18 protein-coding genes are annotated in these 22,971 nt (G+C 72.4%); 13 read left to right on the top strand and 5 right to left on the bottom strand.

All coding sequences use genetic code 11. From position 1 onward, the window contains the following. The first annotated feature begins 299 nt into the window (after window positions 1-299). On the top strand, window positions 300-614 hold the full coding sequence (locus ACIA6B_RS29875; RefSeq protein WP_396778454.1) for a hypothetical protein: 315 nt from the start codon (window positions 300-302) through the stop codon (window positions 612-614). Window positions 615-698: 84 nt separating this feature from the next. Here ACIA6B_RS29875 and ACIA6B_RS29870 read toward each other — a convergent pair whose 3' ends face one another. The 4 genes from ACIA6B_RS29870 to ACIA6B_RS29855 all read right to left on the bottom strand — a co-directional run bounded on the left by ACIA6B_RS29870 (window position 699) and on the right by ACIA6B_RS29855 (window position 8,857). Then, the gene (locus ACIA6B_RS29870; protein ID WP_396778452.1) at window positions 699-1,472 is read right to left on the bottom strand and encodes a hypothetical protein; all 774 of its coding nucleotides are present in this window, start codon (window positions 1,470-1,472) and stop codon (window positions 699-701) included. Window positions 1,473-1,495: 23 nt separating this feature from the next. Next, on the bottom strand, window positions 1,496-2,959 hold the full coding sequence (locus ACIA6B_RS29865) for an endo-1,4-beta-xylanase (RefSeq protein ID WP_396778450.1): 1,464 nt from the start codon (window positions 2,957-2,959) through the stop codon (window positions 1,496-1,498). Between the two features lie 295 nt (window positions 2,960-3,254). Beyond that, complete coding sequence (locus ACIA6B_RS29860; protein ID WP_396778448.1) at window positions 3,255-8,267, bottom strand: type IV secretory system conjugative DNA transfer family protein; 5,013 nt, start codon at window positions 8,265-8,267, stop codon at window positions 3,255-3,257. Beyond that, the gene (locus ACIA6B_RS29855) at window positions 8,264-8,857 is read right to left on the bottom strand and encodes a hypothetical protein (RefSeq protein ID WP_396778446.1); all 594 of its coding nucleotides are present in this window, start codon (window positions 8,855-8,857) and stop codon (window positions 8,264-8,266) included. Before ACIA6B_RS29855 ends, ACIA6B_RS29860 begins: the two co-directional genes overlap by 4 nt. A 290-nt stretch (window positions 8,858-9,147) precedes the next feature. On the opposite strand from ACIA6B_RS29855, the gene ACIA6B_RS29850 reads away from it, so the two are divergent. From ACIA6B_RS29850 to ACIA6B_RS29800, 11 genes are all read left to right on the top strand, one after another. Next, complete coding sequence (locus ACIA6B_RS29850; protein ID WP_396778444.1) at window positions 9,148-10,818, top strand: hypothetical protein; 1,671 nt, start codon at window positions 9,148-9,150, stop codon at window positions 10,816-10,818. 27 nt (window positions 10,819-10,845) lie between these two features. Further along, entirely contained in the window at window positions 10,846-11,190 is a 345-nt protein-coding gene (locus tag ACIA6B_RS29845) for a trypco2 family protein (RefSeq protein ID WP_396778442.1), read from the top strand. Between the two features lie 142 nt (window positions 11,191-11,332). Beyond that, a complete protein-coding gene (locus ACIA6B_RS29840) occupies window positions 11,333-11,944 on the top strand; it encodes a DedA family protein (RefSeq protein ID WP_396778441.1) in 612 nt (203 codons plus the stop codon). Window positions 11,945-12,154: 210 nt separating this feature from the next. Next, a complete protein-coding gene (locus ACIA6B_RS29835) occupies window positions 12,155-12,433 on the top strand; it encodes an HAD family hydrolase (protein ID WP_396778505.1) in 279 nt (92 codons plus the stop codon). A 100-nt stretch (window positions 12,434-12,533) separates the two neighbouring features. Then, on the top strand, window positions 12,534-12,689 hold the full coding sequence (locus tag ACIA6B_RS29830; protein WP_396778439.1) for a LacI family DNA-binding transcriptional regulator: 156 nt from the start codon (window positions 12,534-12,536) through the stop codon (window positions 12,687-12,689). Continuing rightward, the gene (locus tag ACIA6B_RS29825; protein ID WP_396778437.1) at window positions 12,668-13,357 is read left to right on the top strand and encodes a substrate-binding domain-containing protein; all 690 of its coding nucleotides are present in this window, start codon (window positions 12,668-12,670) and stop codon (window positions 13,355-13,357) included. The genes ACIA6B_RS29830 and ACIA6B_RS29825 overlap by 22 nt, the downstream gene beginning before the upstream one ends. Before the next feature lie 85 nt (window positions 13,358-13,442). Next, complete coding sequence (locus ACIA6B_RS29820; protein WP_396778435.1) at window positions 13,443-14,747, top strand: ABC transporter substrate-binding protein; 1,305 nt, start codon at window positions 13,443-13,445, stop codon at window positions 14,745-14,747. 67 nt (window positions 14,748-14,814) lie between these two features. Beyond that, on the top strand, window positions 14,815-15,786 hold the full coding sequence (locus ACIA6B_RS29815; RefSeq protein WP_396778433.1) for a carbohydrate ABC transporter permease: 972 nt from the start codon (window positions 14,815-14,817) through the stop codon (window positions 15,784-15,786). Window position 15,787: 1 nt separating this feature from the next. Further along, window positions 15,788-16,663: a carbohydrate ABC transporter permease gene (locus tag ACIA6B_RS29810; protein ID WP_396778431.1), complete on the top strand. Its 876-nt coding sequence runs from the start codon at window positions 15,788-15,790 to the stop codon at window positions 16,661-16,663. Further along, entirely contained in the window at window positions 16,660-18,903 is a 2,244-nt protein-coding gene (yicI, locus tag ACIA6B_RS29805) for an alpha-xylosidase (RefSeq protein ID WP_396778429.1), read from the top strand. Before ACIA6B_RS29810 ends, yicI begins: the two co-directional genes overlap by 4 nt. After that, window positions 18,900-20,300 carry a GH1 family beta-glucosidase gene (locus ACIA6B_RS29800; protein WP_396778427.1) on the top strand — a complete coding sequence of 467 codons (1,401 nt, stop codon included), beginning with the start codon at window positions 18,900-18,902 and terminating at the stop codon, window positions 20,298-20,300. Before yicI ends, ACIA6B_RS29800 begins: the two co-directional genes overlap by 4 nt. A gap of 12 nt (window positions 20,301-20,312) precedes the next feature. On the opposite strand, the gene ACIA6B_RS29795 is transcribed toward ACIA6B_RS29800, so the two are convergent. Beyond that, a complete protein-coding gene (locus tag ACIA6B_RS29795; protein ID WP_396778425.1) occupies window positions 20,313-21,152 on the bottom strand; it encodes an SAM-dependent methyltransferase in 840 nt (279 codons plus the stop codon). 329 nt (window positions 21,153-21,481) lie between these two features. Between ACIA6B_RS29795 and ACIA6B_RS29790 the strand changes: the two genes are divergently transcribed. After that, complete coding sequence (locus ACIA6B_RS29790) at window positions 21,482-22,888, top strand: protein kinase (RefSeq protein WP_396778423.1); 1,407 nt, start codon at window positions 21,482-21,484, stop codon at window positions 22,886-22,888. Window positions 22,889-22,971: the final 83 nt, after the last annotated feature.

Below are 22,971 nucleotides of genomic sequence, written 5' to 3'. Positions count from 1 at the left end.
CAGGGTCCGGAGCGTGGAATCTGCTCGCATCGTCACTCCTCGTCGTCGTGGTGGCCGGTGCCCGCCGGGTGCGGTGGGGGCCGTCACCAGGTTCGCAGGCCCGAGACGACCGCCACAACCGAATTCGCCGGCAGGCCGGCCCAGCTCGCGATCACCGGCCGGCGACGGACCGCCGTCCGGCCGGCCCGGTTGTCGACGATGTCGTCTCACCGGCGGGGATCGGCGCCGGCCAATATAATTCGGCGGGTGGGTGTCCCCGGGAGGCACATCCTGTGCACCACGATCGAGTGGAGGAACTGATGACCGTTCGACGACTGCTGTCGCGCACCATGGCGGCCTGCCTCGTGGCGTCGACGCTGACGGCCCTGGCGCCGGCCGGGACGGCGCAGGCGGCGTGCACGACGAGCAGCTTCACCGTCGTCTGGGACTACGCGGGCATGTACACCGAGCCCAACGAGTCCACGTTGTACGGCACCCGCCGCTACGGCCAGGTCGTCACCGGCCCGACCGGCAACACCGCCAACGGCTGGACGCTCACCTACGACTACTGGAACGGCCTGGCGCTGTGGGCGTACATGAAGGACGCCGCGTTGCAGTACCGCGGCTGCGCCTGAGCGGCGTCCGGCCGCGTCCCCGACCGCGGTGAGCGGAACGCCTGGCCGGTGGGCACCGGCCAGGCGTCCGCCAGCGGGGTCCGGTCAGCAGCCGAGCCGCTTGCCGGACAGGGCGACGTCGTCGATCCAGAGGTCGAACTCGCCCGGCGTGGTGCCGCCCTGGTAGAGCTGCCAGCCGATCTTCACGGTGTCGACCGTCGGCAGGACGAAGGGCACGTCGTTGCCGCCGTGTTCGGTGGTGGACGCGGTCAGCTCCGGGTTTGCCACGCCGTCGATCCACACCGCGACCCGGTTGTCCGTCGCGTCCAGCCGCCACTCGACGCACTGCCAGGTGTCCTCGGTGACCGGGGCGGACTCCCGCCAGTTGGTCCAGTCGCCGGTCGGGCCGCCGTCCGCACCGATCCCCCAGAAGGTGCCGGGGACCGTGGGCGCGTACTGGCCGCCGACCGGGCGGACGACCTCCGCGCTGCCGGTGCCGGTCACCTCCACCAACGTGAAGTGCGCCCAGTCCGGGGCGGTGGGGAACGCGTCGACGCGCAGCCGCATCCGACCGTAGAGGCGGTCACCCGGCGCGGCGACGTCGTCCACACGCAGGAAGGCGCGCCCGTTGTCGACCGTGTGGACGTGCAGCACCTGGTTGCCCCGGCGGGCCCGCTCGACGGTGAGCGTGCCGTGGCGGGTGTCGACGCCCCACTTCAGCGTGCTGGGCCCGCCCGGGGGCAGCCGCTCGAAGTCCTCGCAGAAGAGCAGGCCGCGGGGGCAGGAACGCGGGGCGGCGGTCGACGCGCCGGCCAGCCCGCTGCCGGCGACGGTGCCGAGCGTCAGGGCGGCGGCGAACACCGCGAGGAGCCTACGCATGATCATCCTCCTCGTGTCGTCGGTCAGGGGCTGGTGCAGGAGAGGCCACCGGGGGCGGCGTTGCTGCTGCCGTTGACCAGGAATCCGAAGGTGGTCGAGGCGTTCGCGCCGAGGGAGCCGTTGTAGTCGGCGTTGCGGACGCCGACCGTGCCGCTGGTGCCGGTGTTGACGCCGTTCCAGACGTTGGCGATCGTCTGCCCGCCGGCCAGCGTCAGCCGCACGGTCCAGCCGGTGAGCGTGGTGGAGCCGTTGTTGGTCACGGTGACCTCGCCCTGGAAGCCGCCGCTCCAGCTGTTGACCATGCGGTACGTCGCGGTGCACGCGCCGGGCTGCCCGGTGGCGGGCGGCGTGGTCGGCGGGGTGGTGGTCGGTGGCACGGTGGTCGGCGGGGTCGTGGTCGGCGGCGCGGTGGTCGGCGGCGCGGTCGTGCCCGGCACCGTGGTGGAGGCGGCGTTGAGAGCGTCGCGCACGGCGCCGTACGCCGCCTTGGGGTTGCTGTTGCGGTCGAACAGCAGCGGGTTCTCGCTGCCACGCCAGGAGTCGCTGTCCCGGATGCCCCACGTCGTGATGCCGACGCAGCGGGGCACGTTCATGCAGGCCTGGGTGAGGCCCTGGTACTGGCTGGTCGAGGCGTTGGTGACGTCGGCCTCGGTCAGCGCCACGTCGACGCCGAGCGCGGCGAAGCTCGACAGCGTGGTCTGGAAGTTGGACGGCAGCGAACTGCCCCCGGTGAAGTGGGTCTGTAGACCGACGCAGTCGACCGGGACGCCCCGGGCCCGGAAGTCCTTGATCATGTTGTAGACGCCCTGCGTCTTGGCGTACGTCCAGTTCTCGATGTTGTAGTCGTTGTAGCAGAGCTTGACGCCCGGGTCGGCGGCGCGCGCGGTCCGGAACGCCACCTCGATCCAGTCGTTGCCGGTGGACTGCAGGTTCGACGACCGGCGGCTGCCGTTCTCGGCGAACGCCTCGTTCACCACGTCCCAGTAGGCCAGCTTGCCCCGGTAGTGGGCCATCACGCCGTTGATGTGGTCGATCATCGCCTGCCGCAGCGCGCTGCCGCTGAGACTTCCCCAGAACCTCGGCTGCTGGGCGTGCCAGGCCAACGTGTGCCCACGGACCCGCATGCCGTGCTGGGTGGCCCAGTTGTAGATCGCGTCACCGGCCCGGAAGTCGAACTGGCCCGGGTTGGGCTCGGTCGCGTCGGGCTTCATCTCGTTGACGGCCGTCATCATGTCGAACTCGCGGTTCGCGATGGTCAGGAAGCCCGAGTCGGAGAGCCGGTCACCGCCCATCGCGGCGCCGAAGTACCGGCCGCTGCGCTCGGCCGCGGCCTTCAGGGTGGTTCCGGGCGGCCCGCTGAGATCGGCGCGGGCGAAGGTGGCCCCGGCCATCGAGGACACCGTGACCGCCAGGGCGCAGGCGCCGCCCAGGAGCAGCCGGACGGCGCTCCTGCTCCGGCGTCGCGGTCGATCGGGTACGTCGTTCATCTGTGCCTACTCCTCGGTGTGCGGTCTGGTCCGGTGCCGCGCACGGCACGGGGTCCGGCCGGTCGACGGTCGGCGTGCCGCGCTCGCGGCGGGACCAGCACGCGGCAGGTGACGCCGTCGTGGCGTCCACCCGGCCGCGTTCGAGTCGGTGACCACCGGCCGGCTACCCGGTCCGCCCGGTGGATGGCGAACACTCCGCGTCGTACGCCCGGTCGGAGTGACGCTGCCCTGCCGCGATGCTATATCGAATCAATTCGATGCGCGACGACTGCACCGAGCCTTCCGGGCGGAATTCTCAGGACGCGCCCCGACCGAACGTGAGCACGTCGCGGAACGCCGGATCGTCCTCGACGGGGTCGCCAGCGATCCGGCGTAGATCGGCGTCGTGGTCCGACGACCGCAGCACGATCGTGTCGGCCGTGAGGTTCTCGTACACGCACAGCGCGGTGCCGGCGGCCATCCGACGCAACGAGCGTTGCCCCGCCGTCGACCGGTCATCGAGCATGATGTCCCGCACGAGCCGGGTGGTCTGCGGATCCCGGTTGTTCGGCAGCAACAGCATCGCCGAGTGGTTGTTGACGATGCTGCGCGCCCGCGACTCCCCGTAGACCCCCTCGATCTGGGAGATGTCGTGGAAGACGGTCACCAGTTGGATCCGGGTGCCGGCCGCGGTGGTGGCCAACCCGTCGAGGCTCTCGATGGTGGCGATGTTGCCCGCCTCGTCCAGGAGCAGCAGCAGCGGCAGGACGGTCTCGCCGACAGCCTGCCGACGGTACGCCTCCGCGATGACCCGCCGGATGAGCGCCGTGAAGATGGGGGCCAGCAACTCCTGGTCCTCCGGTGGGGCGCACAGGTAGAGCGTGTTGGCGCGCCCGTCGAAGAAGTCCGCGACGACGAAGTCCGTCTCGGAGTTTCGCTGCACGGCCACCGAGTCGTACGCCGACAGCAACGTCGCCGCCACGCCGTAGACGCTGGCCATCGTCACGTCGGCCAGCGACTGGATGCCGGTGAACGCGGCCAGCGGCTCGACCGGCTCCGGGGCGACGTGCAGCCGCGCCGTGACCTCGGCCCGCTCCATGGACCGCACCCACCGGACGACGTCCGCCATGCCCTTGCCGGTGGCCGCCGCGGCGTACATGAGGGACTGCAACAACTGGGTGGCCGAGGTGTACCAGTACTGGCCGTCCCGCACACCGCTACGCCCACTCACCCGACTGGACTCGGTCAGCGACCGAGCCGCGACGATCGCGCCCTCCCAGGTGCGGCAGTCGTCCAGCGGATTCCACTTCTTCACCGCGCTGCCGCGCACCAACCGTTCGGCGGGCTCGAACACCGACACCTCACCCATCGCGCGACGCTTGCGGATGGTGGCGCTGAGCACGTCGGTGCGGACGGACGTCACCAGCGCGGGCCCGTCCCACTCCAGCAGGGTCGGGGTGACCAGGCTGGTCGTCTTGCGGCTGCGCTGCGGCCCCAGCACCAGCACCGGGCGGTAGCGACCGGCGGCAACCGGTACGCCTCGGTAGGTGCCGAGGACCACCCGGTGCCGCCACGGCAGCGGGTCGGCGTCGGTGGGCTCACCGACCACCAGCGCGGAGAGGCTGTCGTCGCCGGTGTCGGGCGCGGCCACCGGTGGCGGCGTCGTGCCGTCGTCGAGGGCGGCGGCGCAGTCCCGCATCCGACCGTCGAGGAAGACCAGGTCGTCGTGGTCACCCGGGAGTGGCGTGACCACATTGAGCTGGTGGTAGGCGGCCCGGTAGTCCTTGACCGCCTCCGCGTACCGGTCGCTGTCGTGGTGCAGATCGCCCCGCAGCGCCAGCACCAGCGCGTACTGGCGGCGGCCGAGGTCGACGTGGGTCTCGTCGGCCACCTGGCGGGCCAGCTCCACCGCCTCGTCACCGGCCGCCAGGGCCTGCTCGGGCCGGTCCGCGCCGACCGCGGCCAGCATGGCGAGGATCAGGCAGGAGATCAGCAGACCCCGATGCTCCTCCGCCCCGGGACGACCGACCAGTCCACGGACGATCCGGACGGCGTCGGTGGCGGCGGCGAGCGCGCCGGCCGGATCGTCGAGGTGTTCCAGCAGCAGCAGCGCCTGGGCCACGAGGAGCGTCGCCTGGAGCTGCGGCCGGCCGGGCAGGTCGAGCCGGCCCAACCTGGTGAGGGTGTCGGTCAGGGCGGCGCCCGCCTCGGCGGCACGATCGGCCGCGGTCAGGGTGGTCGCCCGGGCCATGGCCGCCGGAGCCAGCAGCCCGTAGACGACCTGCGGGTGACGTTCGTACAGCTCCTCCACCGTGGCGTACGCCAGGGCCGCCTCCCGGACGCCGCGGTCCGCGTGGCCGAGCGTCGCCAGGAGTTCGGCGTGGCTCAGCCAACTCACCGCGAACATCGCGCCGTACAGGGTGGGTGCCTCCTCGTACAGCGACCGCAGCAGGTCGCGCGCCTCGCCGGTCAGGCGTAGCGCCTCCGCGTCGTCGTGGTCCGCGAAGACGGCTGCGGCGGTGAGCCGGATCTGGGCGCGGGTGGCCCGGGCGAGCTGGCTGAGCGGATCGGGCAACCGGTCGGCGGCGGCCACGGACTCGGCGGCCAGAAGCAGAGCCTCCTCCAGTTCGCCGTTCGCCTCGCGCAGCCCGGCCAGGGTGCCGGTGAGCATGACGTGGGAGGGGCTGTCCAGGCTGACCAGATCGCGAGCCTGGCTCAGGGCGAGCATCGCGCTCTCGACCTCTCCGGCGTGCATCAACGACGTGCTGTACTGCGCGAGGATCGTCATGGCGAGCTGCGGCGGAAGGCCCTCGACGTCCCGCGACGCCTGCTCCGCGACCGCACGCGCCTGGGCCAGTTCCATCGCGGCGACGTGGACGGTCCAGAGGCCGGCACGGGCCTCGGCGAGCTGCGCGCCGTACCGACCCGGCTCCGCCGCCTCGGCCCGCTCGGCGATCTCGACGGCCTCGCGGGCGGCATCGACCGCTGCGGCCGGGTTGCCGGTCCCGGCGCGTACCAGCGAATGGGAGGTCAGCACCTTGCCGAGCCTGCTGTTCTGGCTGAGCCCCGGAAACCGGGAGACGTAGGCCAGCGCCTCGGTCGACCAGGGCAGCGCCGCGTCGGCCTGACCGGCGTTGAGATACGCCTGGACGGTCCGCTGCCGCAACTCGATCGACCGTTCCAGGTCGCCGGCGCCCTGCCAGTGGGCGACCGCCTGCCCGTAGATGACCGCCGAGAGGTGCTGGAGCCGGGAGTCGGGCGGAAACGTGCGCTCCGCCACCTGGGCAGCCGTTTCGGGACGGTCGACCAGGCCGAGAGCCGCGGCCAGCCGTTCGGGCAGCGCCCCCGCCACCGGGTCGTCCGTCTCGTCCACGATCTGGATCGCCTGGTCCACCAGCTCCGGCAGCCGCCGGCTGATGACCGTGCGCAGCGTCTCCAGCGCGCCCGAGGCCGTCTCCGGGTACGGCGACGCGCACATGCGCAACAGAATCTCCAGCATCCCCGAGCGCTGCTCCGCCGCGGTGGCCAGGTCGAACAGCCGCTCGACCCGGTCGGTGCCGAACAGCAGGTGGGTGATCAGGTGCTCGCCGAGCAGGTCGGGCTGCACCGCCGGCAGATGGCCGTCGCCGTTCAGCTCGGGCAACCGGGCCGCCACGTCGGCGCCGCGCCCGGGCGCGGCGCCGAGACCGTCGACGACGGTGAGCAGCTTCCCGGCCTCGTCCGTCGACGGGGCGTCGACCAAGCTGGCCACCGCCATGACCTGTCGGCGCGCCGGGGAACCCGCCACCACGTCGGCGAGGGCGGGCTCCCAGAACAGGGCGTCCTCCCGGTCCACCAGGGTGGCGAGCAGTGTCGGGACGGACGCGTCGGCCGGCCCCGGGACGTCCGCGCTGCCCTCCCGGGCGTCGAGCAGGGCGCGGGCGTGCACCAGCAGGGGGGTGGACAGGTTCGTGAGCCGGTCGGTCAGCTCGGCGGCGGCGGGTGCCGGGCCCGGCTCCCGGTCGTGCAGGCGACTGAACGCCGCGTGCGCGGCCCGGTAGTGGGCGATCCGCTCGTCGGTGGCGAACGACTCCCGCGTCAGGCGCAGGTCGACCGCGGGTGGTTGGTGGTCCAGGCCGACGACCGCCCCCAACCGGCGCAGGAACTGTTCGGCGACCCGCACGACGAGGACCACCCGTACCTGGTCGTCACCGGTGTTGCGGAGGTGGCTCAGCAACTTCCCCGCCTGGTCGGCCCGGCCGTCCATGTAGTCGAGCACCAGCAGAACCGGCCGGCGTACGTCGGCCCGGGCGGGACGGGTGTCCGTGGTGACGATCTCGGCCGGTCCGGCGACCCACCCGGCCTCGACCGCCCAGCGGCACAGCTCACGGGCCAGGCGGCTCTTGCCGCTGCCACCGATGCCGGAGATCACCGCATAGTTGGCCGTCGGCTCGGGCGCCCGGAGCCAGTCGGTCAGCTCGTTCAGTGCGGACTGCCGGCCGGTGAAGTCGACCACCTGGTGGGCGGCGCGCAGCGGGGCCAGCCAGGACTGCCGCAGGAGCGTCCGGACCACCTCGTCGGGCGGGGGCTGCGGCGAGGTGATCCGCACCCGGAGCCCGGACCCCATGGCGAGGGTGAGTTCGTTGCTCAGCCGGCGGCGACCGGTCCCCTCCCACCGCTCGGGCAGGTGCCTACGCAGCTTCGGGTCGGCGGCGAGGCGGGCAGCGGGCACCGCTTCGAGCCGCCGGCCGCCGAACTCGCCGTGGTCGTCCGTGACCATCCCGAGCAGCAGACCACCGACCGTGAACACGGCCGCCCCCGACAGGCCCGACCAGCCGGAGCGGACGGCCTGCGGCGCGGCGGAGGCTCCGGCCTGCCCGGCTCCGGTCGTCCGGTCGGGTTCCGGCTGCGGCGCGGCGGACTCGACGTGCAGCGAGATCACCGTGGGTGGGCCGGAGAACTGCTCGGTCACCCCGCGGGCGGACTCCGGGTGCCGTCGTTTTCCCTGCCGCTGCACGCGGGGAAAGCCGGTGGCGTGGAACGGCAACGCCTGGTCGACGTCGACGACCGCGAGATCCGGGGGTTCGTCGGTGGCGTCGGCGGCCGGACCGAACAGCAACACCATGGCGTCGAGGGCGTCGTCGGCGGCCGGCACGATCTCGGAGACGTCGAGCCAGTCGGGGTCGGTGGCACGCCGGATCCGCACCGGCGTCGGCCCGCCGGGCCGGTCGGCGACGACATGCCGGGCAGTCAGCACGACGCCCGGCGCGACGACGTACCCGGAGCCCTGGCCCCGCAGCCGCTCGCTCTCCCACGCGATCTCGACCACCTGGTGCGGGTGGGCGGTCACGTCGTCTCCTGCGGCGGCACGGCCCCGATCCACCGGGGATCGGCGGACGGGGCGCCGGCGAACCGGCGCCAGGTCCTGCCCCTGCTGTCGGTGTAGATCATGGACACCTCCTCGTCCCACACGCGGGCGGACACCAGCCGGAACGACAGATCGACGGAACTCTGCGGGGCGAGCTGCGAAACCAGCCTGACCTGCCGCTCGGCCGGATCGTCCGGCTCGTAGACGACCCTCACCGCGTACAGGAAGTCGGGGCTGGTGTTGAACACCTGCACCACCACCGCACCCGGCAGTCCCTCCGCCGGCGCGCCCGCGTACGCCTGGCCGACGTGGAGCGCCACCCGCCGGCTCTGCGCCTCCTGCCGCTCGACGGTCGCGTCCTCGACGTACCGCGCGACCGAGCGCGCCAGCAGGGGCAGCGACCGCAGCGCCTCGCTCGCCTCACGCCGCGCGACCCGGCTCTCCTCGAGCGCCGCCGAGGTGGCCCGGGTCAGCCGGGTCAGCAGGACGCAGGCCCAGGCCAGTGCGCCGGTCACCACCACGACGCAGGACAGCACCACGGCGGCGACCAGGTCGTCCGGGAGCAGACCCACGCAGCGACCTCCAGACTCCGCACCGCGATGGAACAGGCACCGATGGTAAGCGGCGACGTCGACGGTGATCGTCCCCCGAACACCCGGTCCGTCGTGACCGATGACCCGCGTTCCGCTACGGTCGCCTCGCCGGAACGGACCGTCCGTCATGGACGCCAGCCGTCGCGCCGGTGTCCGGGAGCCGTCCCGTGGAGGAAAATCGGGCCGTGACGGTCACTGACGTCCTACCCCCCGGGCCGGGACCCCTGCCGGACTGGGCGCTCGCCAGACTCGCGCGCCGGTGGCGGCCGATGTCGGCGACACGGTGGCTGCGGACGGTCGCGATGGTGCTCGCCCGCCGGGGGCGGCGGCACTTCCGGTGGTGGCAGTTCGCCGGTACGCCCGACGCCGTCCCCTACGGCCCGCCGGAGGCCGCGCCGCTGGCCTGGCGACGGGTCGGACCCGCGAGCCGGGCCAGGGAGGCGGTGGGCGCCTGGATGGGCATGGTGCTGGCCCTCGCGACCGTCTGGTTCGCCGGCCCACGAGTGTGGCGGTGGTGGCTCGGGGTGCTGCCGGTCGAGGCACGGCAGCCGTCGGCCCGTTTCGGACACCAGGCCGCCCTCCTGGTGGACGTGCCGATCCACGCGCTCGGTGGGCCGGTCGTCGGGCTCCCGGTGCTGGCCCTGGTGCCGGCGCTGCTCATCTTCGCCGTGACGCTTGTCGAACGGCGGCCGGTGCCGTCGGACCCGGACGGACCGCCGGCCACGGCCCGGCGGTCGCACCGGCGGGCCGCCCTGCAACACGTCGGCGGCTACCTCGGCGGCTACGCAGCGCTCGTCATGGCCTGGCAGCTCGCCGGCGCGGGCGACGGACGGAACTGGGTGGTGGCGGAGCCGATCGAACCGCGGCCCTGGCAGATCGTCGTCTCCGTGCTGCTCTGCGCCGCCCTGCTGGGGTACGTCGTCCGGGCGGTCGCCCACCAGCCGTGGCTGCGCTTCCAGGTGGTCCGCGCGGCGTACGCGACTGTCGGCCGGCTGCCGTGGCGTACCCACCGGTTCCTCGACGACGCCGTCGCCGCGGGCGTTCTCGTCGTCGACGCGGGCGGGTACCGCTTCCGTGACCCGCGTGTCGCCGAGGCGCTGTGGCCGCCGGATCGGCGGGCGCCGAGGAGCACCGGCCACACACCGGGCGCCTGGCAGACGGCGATGGGCACGACTCTCGCCGCCTCCGGACGCGGCGCCGCCGCCGTCCGGTGCTGGCGCGAGGCGGCGAGTCTCGGTGACCCGGACGCCGCCGTGCGGGTCGCCCTGCATTACGTCGAGCGGATCCGCGACGTCCGGGCCCGACAGGTGGTCCGGAGTTTGCGAACCTGGCAGGCGGCGCTCTACGACGCGGCCGACCGGACGGCCGTGACCGACCGGCTCCGGGAGCTGCTGAGCCGGTGGCAGGAGGAGGAGGGCCGGCGGGGCAGAGCCGGCGAGGTTTTCATCCAGCAGGCCGCGCTGCTGCTGCCCCGGACGGATGCCGTGGCACAGCCCCGGCTACCCGACCTGGGAGAGTTCGACGACAACGCCCGCGCCGCCCTGCGCGCCGCCCTCGACGAGCCGACCGGGACCGCGGTCACCACCGGCCGGGTGCTGAGTTCGCTCATCCAGGCGGACCCGTACGGCGAGTGGCAGCGGATCTGGCCCTTCGACCCGCGGTCCCGTCGGCTGCTCGACGCCCCCGAGGACGTGCCTGCGGCGGGAGCGAGGCTCACCGGGAGCCTTTGGCACGCCCTGGTGTGGGTGGACGACTTCACCCGCACCTTCCGGATGCGGCCGATACCCGCGGCGGCACTGGCCCTGGCGCTGCTGCGCCACCCCGACAGCGGCGCCGCCCGGGTGGTCATGCGGCTGAACGGGATCGACCACGACGAACTGCTCGCCCGGGTGCACCAGGACCTACTGCGGTCCGCCGTCCCCGGGGTGCAGGAGCGCTGATCGCCCCGACGACAACCGAGGAGCCCGATGCCATCCTTCTCCGCCCGTGACGGCCTCACCATTCCCGAGGCCCTGCACGATCTACGCACGCAACTGCTGGCCGCCGTGGAATGGGCCGACGACGAGCAGCTCACCTTCGCCATCGACGCCGTCGAGGTGGAACTACAGATGACCGTCTCCCTGGTCACCAAGGGCGACGCCAAGGTGAGCCTGTGGACGGTCGTCACCGCCGGGGGCGGCGCGGACCACACCGACAGCCAGGTGCATCGGGTGAAGTTGACGTTGCAGCCCGGCATGCGCTCCGACAACGGAAACACGTCGCCGGTCGACGATCCGCGGCTGCGTGTCACGGACGTCGAGCGACGACCCTGAGCGCGGCGGTGGGCACCCTCGCCGTGGTCGTCGAGGTCCGCGCCGTCCCCCCGAGGGGGTGAGCCGGCCGCCGGCACCACCGGCCGACGCTCGCGCCGGCTAGGCTCGTCGACGTGGTGGGCCGCCTTCCCGGGACCGGCCGGTGAGCCCGTTCCGGCTGCTCACCGACCTGGTGAGCCACTACGGCTACCCGGGGCTCGCCCTGCTCGTCGGCGTGGAGGGCTTCGGGGTCCCGGCGCCGGGCCAGACCGCGATCGTCCTGGCCGCCGGGTACGCGTCCCACGGCCGGCTGAGCGTCGTCGCCGTGGCGGCCACCGCGTTCCTGGCCGCGGTGGCCGGGGACAGCATCGGCTACCTGATCGGCCGCCACGGTGGCCGCCGGCTCGTCCTGCGTCACGGCCGCCGCCTGCGTCTGGACCCGGACCGGTTCGCCCGGCTGGAGGCGGTGATGAGCCGCCACGGCCCGAAGCTCGTCGCCGCCGCCCGTTTCGTCGACGGTCTGCGGCAGTTCAACGGGGTGGTCGCCGGCACCACCGGCATGCCGTGGCGGCGCTTCGTGACCTACAACGCGCTCGGCGCCGCCGCCTGGGTGGGGCTGTGGACGACGGCCGGCTACCTGACCGGCGACCACCTGCGGGCCGTCCTCGTGGACCTGCACCGGTTCGGGTGGTACCTGATCGCCGGCGCGGTCGTTCTCACGCTCGCCTACGTCGGCTGGCGACTGGCCCGCCGCCGGGGCGGCGACGTCTCGTAGGTCATCCGCCCCGGCGCCCGGGGCGACGACCAGCACGACGAGGTTCCGGGGGCCGGGTACCCCCTCGACCCGGTTCGGTTCGATGTCGCTCGTGGCGGACGGGCCACTGATCCACGTCAACGGACGCGCGCCGTCCAGCCGGGCGACGGCCTCGGACACGGTGCCGATGTCCTGCCACGGTGAGAGCAGCGCCCGCGCGATGGTGACGAACTGCTTCTCGTCCGCGCTGAGAACCGGCCCCTGGTCGTCCCACGTCCGATCGTCGAGGAGTACCTGCACCAGGTCGGCCTGCTCGACGCCTTCGATGCCGTGGTCGGGTGCGACGACGTGCCGGCGCCGAAGCCCGCACCGGAGATGTACCTCGCCGCCTGCGCGCGGCTGGCGGGACCTCGGGCTGCCGCTCGCCCACCCGACGGCGCGACGGGAGCCCGACCCGGCTTCGTGAGGCGGCCTCGCGGCCACGGGACGTGTTTCGACATCGGCTATTGACGTCGCCGTAACAGCGGCCTAGCGTCTGTCGAACCGCTTCGTCGAAGCGCTTCGACGATCATTCGCACGCGGTGCCCCGCCCGTCCGGAGGAGGTGCGCGATGGCCACCATGCACGACGTCGCCCGCCTGGCCCAGGTCTCGGTCAGCACCGTGTCCTACGTGCTCACCGGCACCCGTCGCCCGTCGGGGGTGGCGGCGACCTCGACGACCTGCGCCGGCTGGCCAGCCAGCGGATGTTCGACGGCGTCGTGCTGATGGAGGTGAAGCTCGCCGACGAGCGGGTCGCCGCGCTCCAGGAGGCCGGTGTGCCGCTGGTGCTGATCGGGCGCACCGGGGACACCGACGGGCTCTCCTACGTCGACATCGACTTCGGGCAGACCGTGCGGGAGGCGGTGGCGCACCTGGTCGGGCTGGGGCACCGGCAAATCGTCTACGTCAACCACTCGGCGCAGACCCTGGCCCGCGGTTACGGCCCGGCGCTGCGTACCCGGGACGCCTTTGTCACGGCCATGACCGGCCACGGCCTGGAACCGGTCATGATCCCGGCGGAGGACAGCGCCGCCGGCGGCCGGGCGGCGCTGGCCGCCGCCCTCGCGCGGGCGCCGGGCCTGACGGCCGTGCTGGCCATGAACGAGACGGCAATCTTCGGCATCCTCGGCGAACTGACCGCGCGAGGGCTGTCCGTGCCCGGCGATGTCTCGGTCGTCTCGATGGTCACCTCGCCGCAGGTCGCCGAGTTGGCCACCCCGGCGCTGACCGCGATGACGTCGCCCGGATCGGCGATGGGCCGGATCGCGATCGAGGCGCTGGCGCGTCACCTGGACGGGGTCGGCGACGAGCGCCACCAGCAACTGCTGCCGTGCGCGTTGGAGATCCGGGGCTCGACCGCAGCCCCAGGAAGCCGCCAACGCATGGGGGGTTGACCAGGAGAAACGGCCCGTCGCCGCGCGGCAACGCGACGACGGACCCAGTGAAGTACCGGCTCGATACTCAACGAGGAGGATAGCAATGCAGCGATTCCGCCGGATCGTCGCGGCGCTCGCCCTGGCGGCGACCGCGACGACCACCGTGGCCGCGTGCGGGGGCGACGACAGCGGTGACGACAGCGGGGCCAAGACCCTCAAGCTCTGGCACTACGAGGGCGAGAACAGCGCGATGGGGGTCGGCTGGGACCGGGCCATCGAGATCTTCAAGACCGAACATCCGGGCGTGGAGGTGCGCTTCGAGCGCAAGGCGTTCGAGCAGATCCAGCAGAACGCCGGCATGATCATCAACTCGACCGAGGGCCCGGACATCATGGAGTACAACAAGGGCAACGCGACGGCCGGCCTGCTGTCCTCCCAGGGCCTGCTCACCGACCTCAGCGACGAGGCGGAGAAGCGCGGCTGGGCCGGCAAGCTCAGCCCCAGCCTCCAGACCACCGCCCGCTACACGGACAAGGGCGTGATGGGGTCGGGCAACTGGTTCGGCGTGCCGAACTACGGCGAGTACGTCACGGTCTACTACAACAAGGACCTGTTCGACCGCAACGGCGTCGCGGTGCCCACCACCCTGGCCGAGATGACCGCCGCGATGGACACCTTCGTCAGCAGGAAGATCACCCCACTGGGCATGGCCGGCGCCGAGTACCCGGCCGGGCAGCTCTTCTACCAGCTGGCCCTGTCGAAGGCCGACCGGACGTTCGTCGACGACTACCAGCTCTACAAGAACCCGGTCGACTTCACGGCCGACCCGCTGAAGTACGGCGCGGACACCTTCGCCGACTGGGTGCGGAAGGGCTACGTGGCCAAGAACTCGGCGAGCCTCAAGGCCGAGGACATGGGCACCGCGTTCATCGCCGGCAAGACGCCGATGATCGTCTCGGGGAGCTGGTGGTACGGCCGGTTCAAGGCCGAGATGAAGGCCAACTGGGACACGTTCCTGTTCCCGGGCAACAGGCTCAACGCCGGCTCGTCCGGCAACCTCTGGGTCGTCCCGACGAACAGCAGGGCCAAGAGCCTGGCGTACGACTTCATCGACATCACCCTGCGTCCGGAGATCCAGGACCTGATCGGCAACAACGGTGGCGTCCCGGTGGCCGGTGACCCCGCCAGGATCACCGACCCGAAGGACCGCAAGCTCATCGAGGACTTCAACACGGTCAGCAAGCAGGACGGTCTGGCCTTCTACCCGGACTGGCCGGTGCCCGGCTACTACGACGTGCTGGTCGGCGGGTTCCAGGCCCTGATCAACGGGTCCAGGTCCCCCGACCAGGTGCTCGACACGATCGCCAAGCCGTACGCCGACGGCGTCAAGGAGATCACCGGCAAGTGACACGGCGAGCGGCGGGCGCGACCGGCACGACCGGTGCGCCCGGCCGCCCCGCCGGGAAGGATCCGCCATGGCAGTCTCCGACACCGTCGCCGCCGCGCCGTCCGCGGCGACCCCCGCCCCCGCTCCCCCGTCCCGCCGCCGAAAGCGGGGCCGCGACGCGGCGTACTGGCTCTACCTGCTCCCCGGAGCGGCGCTGTTCGTCCTGGTCATCGGCGCGCCGCTGGTCGGCACCGGCTACCTGTCGCTGACCCGGTGGTCGGGGGTCGGTGACCCCACGTTCGTCGGGTTGGACAACTACCGGCGGTTGCTGGACGACGAGGTGTTCTGGGCGTCGTTCCGCAACACCGTGGCGATGATCGTCGCGATGGTGGTGGTGCCGACAGTGCTCGGGCTGCTGCTCGCCTCGGTGCTCTTCGACGTCGTCGGGCGTCGGTTCAGGCCGCGGACGGCGGCGGCGTTGCGGGCCGCGTTCTACCTGCCGCAGGTGCTGCCCGTGGTGGTCGCCGGCATCGTCTGGGGCTGGATCCTGCGCCCCGACGGCGCGTTCAACAGCCTGCTCGACGCGGTCGGTCTCGGGGCGCTGCGCCACGACTGGCTGGGCGACCCGGACACCGCGCTGCCGGTGGTGATGGCGGTGATGATCTGGGTGCAGATCGGCTACCCGGTGGTCGTGTTCATGGCGGCGTTGCAGCGGGTCGATCCGGAGCTGTACGAGGCGGCCGAGGTCGACGGGGCGAACTGGCTGCGCCGGTTCCGGGCGATCACGCTGCCGCAGATCCGGCCGGAGACGTTCGTGGTGGCGCTGACCTGCACCATCGCCGCGTTGAAGGTGTTCGGGCCGATCTTCGCGCTGACCCGGGGCGGCCCGGAGAACGCCACCAACGTGCCGTCGTACTTCGCGTACTACACGTTCTTCAAAAAGCTCCAGGTCGGGTACGGCTCGGCGATCTCCACCGTGCTCACGGTGGTCATCGTGGTGGTGGCCGTGGTCTTCATCGTGGTGCAGGCCCGCAGCGAGCGCCGGGACCGGGGGATCTGACATGGCCATCACGATCACCGAGGCCCCGGTACGCCGGCCGGTGCGCGACCGGCACCACCGGGGCGTCAGCCGGTGGGTGGTGCTCGCCGGCGTCACCATCGGCGCGCTCGTCATGCTGGTGCCGCTCGCGTTCATGCTGCTCAACGCGTTCAAGTCGCCCGGTGACTACTCGTCGGCCGGTCCGCTGAGCTGGCCGACCGAGTTCTACACCAAGGGTCTGCGGACGTACTGGTCCGCTGTGAACTTCCCGCTGAAGCTGGGGAACTCGGCGCTGATCGCCGGGTCCGTGGCGGTGCTCGGCGTGGTCGTGTCGCTGCTCAACGCGTACGCCCTGGGGATCGGCCGAGTCCGCGGCCGGCTCTGGATCGTCGGGGTGTTCCTGCTGGCCAACATGCTGCCGCAGGAGGCGCTGATCTACCCGTTGTACTACGTGGCGAAGGAGATCGGCCTCTACAACACCCGACTGTCGGTGATCATCATCTTCACCGTCATCCAGAGCGCGTTCGGCACCTACCTGCTCGCCTCGGTGCTGGGCACGTTCCCGCGCTCACTGCTGGAGGCCGCGGCGCTGGACGGCGCCGGCAAGTGGACGGTGCTGTGGCGGGTGGTCTTCCCCAACCTGCGGCCGACCCTCGCCGTCCTGCTCATCTTCTTCTTCATCTGGACCTGGAACGAGTTCCTCATCCCGCTGGTCATGCTGATCGACAACCAGACGCAGACCATCCCGGTCGCGCTCGCGTCGTTGCAGGGCGACCGCCTGATGGACGCCCCGACGACGAACGCCGGCGCGTTGCTCAGCCTGGTGCCGGCCATCCTCTTCTTCCTCATCTTCCAGCGCACTCTGGCGCGTGGCATCACGGCAGGAGCCGAGAAGTGAAGTTCACCGACGGGTACTGGCAACTGCGCCCGGGAGTCAGCGTGCTGCGCCCCGGCACGGTGGAGTCGGTCGAGATGGACGAGCGTGGCTTCACCGTCTTCGCGCCGGCCGGTCAGATCAACGGCCGGGGCGACACGCTCAACCGGCCGGTCGTCACGGTCCGGTTCTTCTCCCCCGCGCCCGGCGTGGTCGGGGTCACCATCGGCCACCACAGCGGCGGGCTGCCGCGCGAACCCCACTTCGGGTTGCGCACCGACGACACCCACCCGGTCACCGTCGACATCACCGGGATCAGCGCGTCGCTGACCACCGGCGAGCTGACCGTCCGGGTCGCGCTGGTCGACGGGTGGCGGGTCGAGTTCCGGCACGGCGACCGGCTGGTCACGGCGTCCACCGGGCGCAGCGTCGGGATCGTCACCGACGGCGAGGGCCGCCGGTACGTGCACGAGCGGCTCGCGCTCGGCGTCGGCGAGACGGTGTACGGGCTGGGCGAACGGTTCGGCCCGTTCGTGAAGAACGGCCAGACGGTCGACGTGTGGAACGCCGACGGCGGCACCGCCAGCGAGCAGGCGTACAAGAACGTGCCGTGCTATCTCAGCAGCGCCGGGTACGGGGTGTTCGTGGACCACCCGGAGCACGTGTCGTTCGAGGTCGGCTCCGAGGTCGTCGCGCAGACCCAGTTCAGCGTCGAGGGCCAGTCGCTGACCTACCACGTCGTCGACGGGCCCACCCCGAAGGACGTGCTGCGCCGCTACACCGCGCTGACCGGCCGACCGGCCCGGGTGCCCGCCTGGTCGTACGGGCTGTGGCTGTCCACGTCGTTCACCACGTCGTACGACGAGAAGACGGTGACCGAGTTCGTCGACGGGATGGCCGAGCGGAACCTGCCGCTGTCGGTGTTCCACTTCGACTGCTTCTGGATGCGCCAGTTCCACTGGGTCGACTTCGTCTGGGACCCGGCGACCTTCCCCGACCCGGAGGGCATGCTGCGCCGGCTGCACGAGCGCGGGCTGAAGGTGTGCGTGTGGATCAACCCGTACATCGCGCAGCGCTCGTACCTGTTCGAGGAGGGTCGTCGGGCCGGCTACCTGGTGCGCAACCCGGACGGGTCGGTGTGGCAGTGGGACAAGTGGCAGGCCGGGATGGCGCTCGTCGACTTCACCGACCCGGACGCGGTGGCCTGGTTCACCGGCAAGCTCAAGGCGCTGCTGGACATGGGCGTCGACTGCTTCAAGACCGACTTCGGCGAGCGCATCCCGACCGACGTGGTGTGGCACGACGGGTCGGACCCGCAGCGCATGCACAACTACTACTCGTACCTCTACAACAAGGCGGTCTTCGAGCTGCTGGAGACCGAGCGGGGCGAGGGGGAGGCGGTGGTGTTCGCCCGTTCGGCCACCGCCGGCGGCCAGCAGTTCCCGGTGCACTGGGGCGGCGACTGCGAGTCGACGTTCGTCGCAATGGCCGAGTCGCTGCGCGGCGGGCTGTCCCTGGCGTCGTCCGGCTTCGGCTACTGGAGCCACGACATCGGCGGCTTCGAGGGCACCCCCGATCCGGCGGTGTTCAAGCGGTGGATCGCGTTCGGCCTGCTCTCCTCGCACTCGCGGCTGCACGGCTCCGGCTCGTACCGGGTGCCGTGGGCGTACGACGAGGAGGCCGTGGACGTGCTGCGGCACTTCACCCGGCTCAAGCTCCGGCTCATGCCGTACCTGGCGGCCACCGCCGAGGAGGCGCACCGCGAGGGCATCCCGATGATGCGTCCGATGATCGTGGAGTTCCCGGACGATCCGGCCGTGGCGCACCTCGACCGGCAGTACATGCTCGGCGCCGACATCCTGGTCGCGCCGGTGCTCAGCGCCGACGGGCAGGTCACCTTCTACGTGCCCGCCGGCACCTGGACCCACCTGGTCACCGGCACGCAGCTCACCGGGCCGGCCTGGGTGACCGAGAAGCACGGGTACGACAGCCTGCCGGTGCTCGTCCGGCCCGGCGCGGTCATCGGGTTCGGGGCGCGCTCCGACCGGCCCGACTACGACTGGGCCGACGGGGTGGAGCTGCGGCTCTACGCCCCGGCGGAGGGGCAACGGCAGCGGGTACGCATCCCGGCGCCCGGCGCGGGACCGGGCACGGAGTTCGAGGTGGTCTTCCGCGACGGCGTGGCGACCGCCGAGCTGGTGGCGGGCGAGTCGTCGGCGTACCACTGCGTGGTGGTGGCCGGCAGAGAGAGGACGGAACGATGACGGCACGAGACTTCCCGGAGAGCTTCGTCTGGGGTTCGGCCACGGCGGCGTACCAGGTCGAGGGCGCGGCCACCGAGGACGGCCGCGGCCCGTCCATCTGGGACACCTACAGCCACACCCCCGGGCGTACGCTCGGCGGCGACACCGGGGACGTGGCCGCCGACCACTACCACCGGTGGCCGCAGGACCTCGACCACATCGCCGGGCTGGGGCTCGGCGCGTACCGTTTCTCGATCTCCTGGCCCCGGGTGCAGCCCGGCGGTTCCGGCCGGTTCAACGCCGCCGGCCTGGACTTCTACGCCCGGCTGGTCGACGGCCTGCTGGAGCGCGGCGTCCGACCGGTCGCGACCATGTACCACTGGGACCTGCCGCAGGAGCTGGAGGACGCCGGCGGGTGGCCGGCGCGGGAGACCGCGCTGCGCTTCCAGGAGTACGCGTCGGGGATCGTCTCGGCGCTCGGCGACCGGGTGCACACCTGGACCACGCTCAACGAGCCCTGGTGCTCGGCATACCTGGGATACGCCTCCGGCGTGCACGCGCCCGGCCGCACCGAACCGGCGGCGGCGCTGGCGGCGGTGCACCACCTGAACCTGGCGCACGGCCTGGCCGGACGGGTGGTCCGGGAGCTGGCGCCGAGCGCCGAGCTGTCGGTGACGCTGAACCTGCACGTCGTGCGCGGCGCGTCCGGCTCGGCCGCCGACTCCGAGGCGGTCCGGCGCATCGACGCCCTCGCGAACCGGGCGTTCCTCGGCCCGATGCTGGACGGGGCGTACCCGGCCGACCTGCTGGCCGACACCGCCTCCATCACCGACTGGTCGTTCGTGCGCCCGGGTGACGAGAAGCTGATCGCGGTGCCGCTGGACGTGCTCGGGGTCAACTACTACGCCAGCACCCTGGTCCGGGCCGGGGACGGCCACACGCCCCGCTCCGACGCCGACGGCCACGGCGCCTCGGCCCACACCCCGTGGGTGGGCGCCGACGACGTCGACTTCCTGCCGCAGCCCGGCCCGCACACGGCGATGGGGTGGAACATCGACCCGCCGGCCCTGACCGAGTTGCTGCTGCGGCTACGGGACGCGTACCCGGGCCAGCCGTTGATGATCACCGAGAACGGCGCGGCGTTCGACGACGTGGTCTCGCCCGACGGACGGGTCCACGACGAGCGGCGGGTCGACTACCTGCGCCGGCACATCGGCGCGATGGCCGACGCCCGCGCGCGGGGCGCGGACGTCCGGGGCTACTTCGTCTGGTCGCTGCTGGACAACTTCGAGTGGGGTTACGGCTACGACCGCCGCTTCGGCATCATCCGCGTCGACTACGACACCCAGCAGCGCACCTGGAAGGACAGCGCCCACTGGTACCGCCACCTGGTCACCACCGGCCACCTCGACGGGTGACGCCGAGACTGCCTAGGGCTTGCGGGCGAGCAGCCCGACGAAGGTGTGGTAGGTGTCGGTCTGCTTCGGCGCGGGCGTGCCCGGATCCGGACGCCACTCGGCCAGCGGCACCAGCCCCGGCTCCAGCACCGTCAGCCCGTCGGCGAAGGAGAGGATCTCCTCGTCGGTACGCCACCGGCCGGTGCCCAACGACTCGTTGAAGACCCGCTCGACCTCGCGGGCCTTGCGGGAGCCCTCCGGGTCCCGCTCGCCCGGATCACGGAAGTGCGAGATCGCCACGTAACTGCCCGACGGCAGCGCGTCGATCAGCTCCGCCGACACCGCACGCGGCTCCTCGTCGTCGCCGAGGTGGTGCAGGATCGCGAAGAGCAACAACCCGACCGGCCGGTCGAAGTCGAGGAACCGGCGGACGTCCGGATCGTCGAGGATCTCCTGCGGTCGCCGGATGTCGGCCTGGATCACCGTCGCGGTGCCCTCCGCGGCGAGCAGGGCCCGCCCGTGCGTCAGGACGATCGGGTCGTTGTCCACGTACACCACCCGGGCGTTCGGGTTGTGCTCGGTGGCGACCTCGTGCACGTTGCCCTGGGTGGGGAGCCCCGACCCGAGGTCGAGGAACTGGTCGATGCCGGCCTCGGTGACCAGGAACCGGATCACCCGGCGCAGGAAGGCCCGGTTCGCCTGGCCGGCGGCCGGCCCGTCCGGAGTGATCCGCAGGGCGTGCTCGGCGACCTTCCGATCGACCTCGAAGTTGTCCTTACCGCCCAGGAAGTAGTCGTAGACCCGGGCCACGCTGGGTACGGTGCGGTCGATTCCGCGGGGTGCGGCCTTGTCGCGGGTCACTGGCGTCTCCATCCGATCCTGGTCGGCGCACCGGGTGCCGGGTGCGGTTCCGGACTCTGTCGGGGAGTGTAGCGACCGGAGGATGTGGATCGTCGCCCCCGTTGGTATCGCTCCCAGCGGATCGGGCCCCGCGACCAGGAAGCACACCGGCAGACGCGGCCCGGCGTGTCGGGGGCCGGACGGAACGACTGTCCCGAACCCGTGGCGCACCCCCGGACCGCGCCCCGCCGCCAGCGCTGATCTCCAACCGTGGTCGGACGTCTCCGGCCACCGGCGGCGGCATGGCACGATGACCGTGTCCTGCGCCGCCGGTGGCCGGGCACGACACTGATGGAGTCGGGATGTCAGAACCGGCCGGCCCGCCGGTGCCAGGATTGGCCAAACTGTGGACGCACGACCCGGTCACCGCCGGCCGCTACCGGCTGGTCGGCCGGCTCGGCGCGGGTGGGCAGGGCGTCGTCTACCTCGGTGAGGACGACGCCGGCGAGCGGGTCGCGGTCAAGATGGTCAACGTCGATCTCAGTGATCCACGGGCGCGGTCGCAGTTCGTGAAGGAGATCGCCGCCGCGCGCCGGGTCGCTCCGTTCTGCACCGCGCAGGTGCTCTTCGCCGAGGTGGACGGCGAGCAGCCCTACGTGGTCAGTGAGTTCATCGAGGGCCCGACGCTCCACCGGCACGTGCGCGAGAACGGTCCGCTGGCCGGCAACGCCCTGCACCGGCTCGCGGTCGGCACGGTCACCGCGCTCGCCGCGATCCACAGCGCCGGCGTGGTGCACTGCGACCTGAAGCCGGACAATGTGGTGCTGGGCCGGGACGGTCCTCGGGTGATCGACTTCGGCATCGCCCGCGCGTTGGGCGTCACCGAGACGGCGTCCAGCCGGGTCATGGGGACCACCGCGTACATGGCGCCCGAGCGGTTCCGCAACGACGCGGTCGGTCCGCCCTGCGACGTCTTCGCCTGGGCGGCCACGATCGCCTTCGCCGCCGGCGGTCGGCCGCCGTTCGGCAACGACTCGCTCTTCGCCGTGATGCACCGGGTGCTGCACGATCCACCCGAGCTGCCGCCGTTGCCGCCCGTGCTGGACGAGCTGATCCGGGAGTGCCTGGCCAAGGATCCGGCGGACCGGCCGGACGCCGAGCGCGTGCTGGTGCGGCTGCTCCGGCAGGACGCCTCGGTCACCGCGCCGCTGCGTCGGGAGAGCCTGCTCGAGGCCGGCAACGAGACCGCGGGCGCGCCGACGCCGAACCACCCGCTCCCCCCGATCCCGCCGACGACGCCGCAGCCGCGCCCGACACCATCGACTCCGGCACCGCCGCCGACGCCGACCACACCGTTCCGGGCCGGACCGACCCAGCCGGCGCACCCGCCGGTGACGACCCAACCGGCGCACCCGCCGGTGACGACCCAACCGGCGCACCCGCCGGTGACGACCCAACCGGCGCACCCGCCGGTGGTGACCCAACCGGCGCACCCGCCGGTGGTGACCCGACCGGCGCACCCGCCGGTGGCGGAGCCCGGCGTCGGCGCGCGCCCGGACGGCGCGTCGCGGCGACTGCGTCGTGAGGCCCTCGACGCCTGGGGCATCTCGACCGCGCTCTTCCTCGGTGCGGCCGGCGCCGCCGCCGGCTACGTCGCGTCGAGCGCGATCGGACCGGCCGCCGCGGTCGGGGCCGTCGCCTTCGTCGTGGTCTACCTGGTCCGGCTGCTGGTCGCGACCGCGCTCGGGGGACGAAGCGACCACGGGTGAGCCGGTGCGGTGGGGCCCGGGGCGCGGGCTGGCGCCGCATCGATAGGTTGGCTGCCACCAGCCGCCCGCCGAGGAGGACGTCC

Origin of the sequence: Micromonospora sp. NPDC051141 (assembly GCF_044455765.1) — a bacterium.
In the GTDB taxonomy this organism is placed as follows: domain Bacteria; phylum Actinomycetota; class Actinomycetes; order Mycobacteriales; family Micromonosporaceae; genus Micromonospora.
The sequence above is the reverse complement of the archived record's forward strand: the minus strand, read 5'-3'. Positions and strand labels throughout refer to the sequence as shown.

What these genes read in the sequence shown, in the direction of transcription:
- ACIA6B_RS29875 (WP_396778454.1), top strand. Translation starts at nt 300, where the DNA reads ATGACCGTTCGACGACTGCTGTCGCGCACCATGGCGGCCTGCCTCGTG.
- ACIA6B_RS29870 (WP_396778452.1), bottom strand. Translation starts at nt 1,472, where the DNA reads ATGCGTAGGCTCCTCGCGGTGTTCGCCGCCGCCCTGACGCTCGGCACC.
- ACIA6B_RS29865 (WP_396778450.1), bottom strand. Translation starts at nt 2,959, where the DNA reads ATGAACGACGTACCCGATCGACCGCGACGCCGGAGCAGGAGCGCCGTC.
- ACIA6B_RS29850 (WP_396778444.1), top strand. Translation starts at nt 9,148, where the DNA reads ATGTCGGCGACACGGTGGCTGCGGACGGTCGCGATGGTGCTCGCCCGC.
- ACIA6B_RS29845 (WP_396778442.1), top strand. Translation starts at nt 10,846, where the DNA reads ATGCCATCCTTCTCCGCCCGTGACGGCCTCACCATTCCCGAGGCCCTG.
- ACIA6B_RS29830 (WP_396778439.1), top strand. Translation starts at nt 12,534, where the DNA reads ATGGCCACCATGCACGACGTCGCCCGCCTGGCCCAGGTCTCGGTCAGC.
- ACIA6B_RS29825 (WP_396778437.1), top strand. Translation starts at nt 12,668, where the DNA reads ATGTTCGACGGCGTCGTGCTGATGGAGGTGAAGCTCGCCGACGAGCGG.
- ACIA6B_RS29820 (WP_396778435.1), top strand. Translation starts at nt 13,443, where the DNA reads ATGCAGCGATTCCGCCGGATCGTCGCGGCGCTCGCCCTGGCGGCGACC.
- ACIA6B_RS29815 (WP_396778433.1), top strand. Translation starts at nt 14,815, where the DNA reads ATGGCAGTCTCCGACACCGTCGCCGCCGCGCCGTCCGCGGCGACCCCC.
- ACIA6B_RS29810 (WP_396778431.1), top strand. Translation starts at nt 15,788, where the DNA reads ATGGCCATCACGATCACCGAGGCCCCGGTACGCCGGCCGGTGCGCGAC.
- ACIA6B_RS29800 (WP_396778427.1), top strand. Translation starts at nt 18,900, where the DNA reads ATGACGGCACGAGACTTCCCGGAGAGCTTCGTCTGGGGTTCGGCCACG.
- ACIA6B_RS29795 (WP_396778425.1), bottom strand. Translation starts at nt 21,152, where the DNA reads ATGGAGACGCCAGTGACCCGCGACAAGGCCGCACCCCGCGGAATCGAC.
- ACIA6B_RS29790 (WP_396778423.1), top strand. Translation starts at nt 21,482, where the DNA reads ATGTCAGAACCGGCCGGCCCGCCGGTGCCAGGATTGGCCAAACTGTGG.